This is a genomic window from Phocaeicola sp. RTP21198st1_B8_RTP21198_201120, from assembly GCF_040929485.1.
In the GTDB taxonomy this organism is placed as follows: domain Bacteria; phylum Bacteroidota; class Bacteroidia; order Bacteroidales; family Bacteroidaceae; genus Phocaeicola; species Phocaeicola dorei.
Genome location: NZ_JBCOCI010000255.1, coordinates 1 through 1,783, shown reverse-complemented (window position 1 = coordinate 1,783; position 1,783 = coordinate 1). Strand labels below are relative to the sequence as shown.

Genomic DNA, 1,783 nt, shown 5'->3' with positions numbered 1-1,783 from the left:
AAGTGGTACAGGTGAAGAATTTACATCCCGTTCTTACTTCGGTCGTATTAACTATGCTTTCGACAGCCGTTATTTATTCGAGGTTAATATGCGTTATGACGGTTCCTCCCGTTTTGCTCCGGATAATCGCTGGGGACTTTTTCCATCTTTCTCTGCCGGATGGAGAATCAGTGAAGAGAAATTTATGAAAGGACTTCCTATCGACAACCTGAAATTACGTGCTTCGTGGGGTAAGTTAGGGAACAATGCGATTGGTAACTATGAATGGCAGGCTGTGTACAACTCGGCAAAGTACGCGTTTGGAGGTAGCCTTAATAATGGTTTGGCAATTACTTCTATTTCCAACAACCTGTTGGAGTGGGAAAGTACTGCCATTACGAATATTGGTATCGACTTTGCAACTTTAAGAAACCGTCTGACGTTTGAGGCTGAATTTTATAATAAAGTAACGGATGGAATCTTATATCGCCCTGATATGTATATGTCTCTCGGGACAGCCAGTGGCCCTCGTCAGAACATTGCGGAAGTGACTAACCGCGGTATTGAAATGACCCTGAATTGGCAAGACCGTATCGGTAAAGTAGAATATCGTGTATCCGGTAACTTTGCCTATAACCAGAACAAGGTCAGTAAATACAAAGGAGAGTTGCAGCGTGGCTGGGTGACAGATGAAAACGGGAACCGTGTTTATCAAACCAATATCGGCGATGTCTCTACCGGAGGATCTACCCGTGTAATAGAGGGTAAAATGATTAATGAATACTATATGTTGCAACCATACAAGGGCAGTGGAAACGGTTTTAACGCAGATGGAACAGTCAATATCAACGGTGGTCCGAGAGACGGAATGATCCGTACAGTAGACGACATGAAATGGCTGAATGCTATGGTAGGGGCAGGGTATAAGTTCTATCCGCGTCAGAACGTCAGTAAGAGTGGCATTTGGTATGGTGATTACATCTATGCTGACTTAAATGGCGACGGTGTATATGGTAATGACGCTGATAATGAGTTTCAGGGATGCTCCAATGTGCCCAAGTATAACTTCGGTCTGCAGGCAAGCGCTAATTGGAAAGGCTTCGATTTCTCCATGAACTGGTCCGGTGCGGCAGGTTTCAAGATTTACTACTATCGTTTGGCATTGAACAGCAGTGCTACCATCAAAGGATATGCTATCGGGGAAGCAATAGCAAACGCTCACTATTTCTTTGATCCCAAAAATACCAATGATCCGCGCACGAACTTGAGTTCAAAGAATCCTCGTTTGACAAATAACTCCGGTAACGACCAAAGTGGTATGACACAGTCATCAGTACATTTGCAAAAAGGGGATTATATTAAACTGAAGAACCTGACTATCGGATATACATTGCCTGCTGTCCTGTCGAAAAAAGTATATGCACAGAATATCCGTTTCTTTGCTTCCGGTGAAAATTTATTTACCATTACCGGGTATGAAGGAATGGATCCGGAAATGCGTACCGCAGTGGGATATTCTACTATGAGACAATATGCATTCGGTGTAAATATCACTTTCTAAACTTACTCTAAAACGATTTTATGATGAAAAACAAAATAAAAATATTTCGGAAATTAGTAAGATGTGCATCTATTGCCTTGCTGTCTTTCTCTATGGCTGGATGCGGTGCGGACTTTTTAGATACTACTCCTACCAATAACATAAGCGGTAGTAGTATCTGGACGAAAGCAACTTTGGCCGAACAGGCTGTTATCGGCGTATATAATGTCTTTCTGGATCAATATTGTCCTAACGCCGGCTTTT

Annotated in this window: 1 protein-coding gene and 1 pseudogene; both read left to right on the top strand. The window is 42.5% G+C overall.

Going from position 1 to position 1,783, the window contains the following annotated elements:
• On the top strand, window positions 1-1,540 hold a 1,540-nt coding region (locus AB5935_RS25135), incomplete at its 5' end, for a SusC/RagA family TonB-linked outer membrane protein (protein ID WP_368327771.1).
• A 23-nt stretch (window positions 1,541-1,563) separates the two neighbouring features.
• A pseudogene (locus AB5935_RS25130) lies at window positions 1,564-1,783 on the top strand (RagB/SusD family nutrient uptake outer membrane protein); the annotation flags it as partial.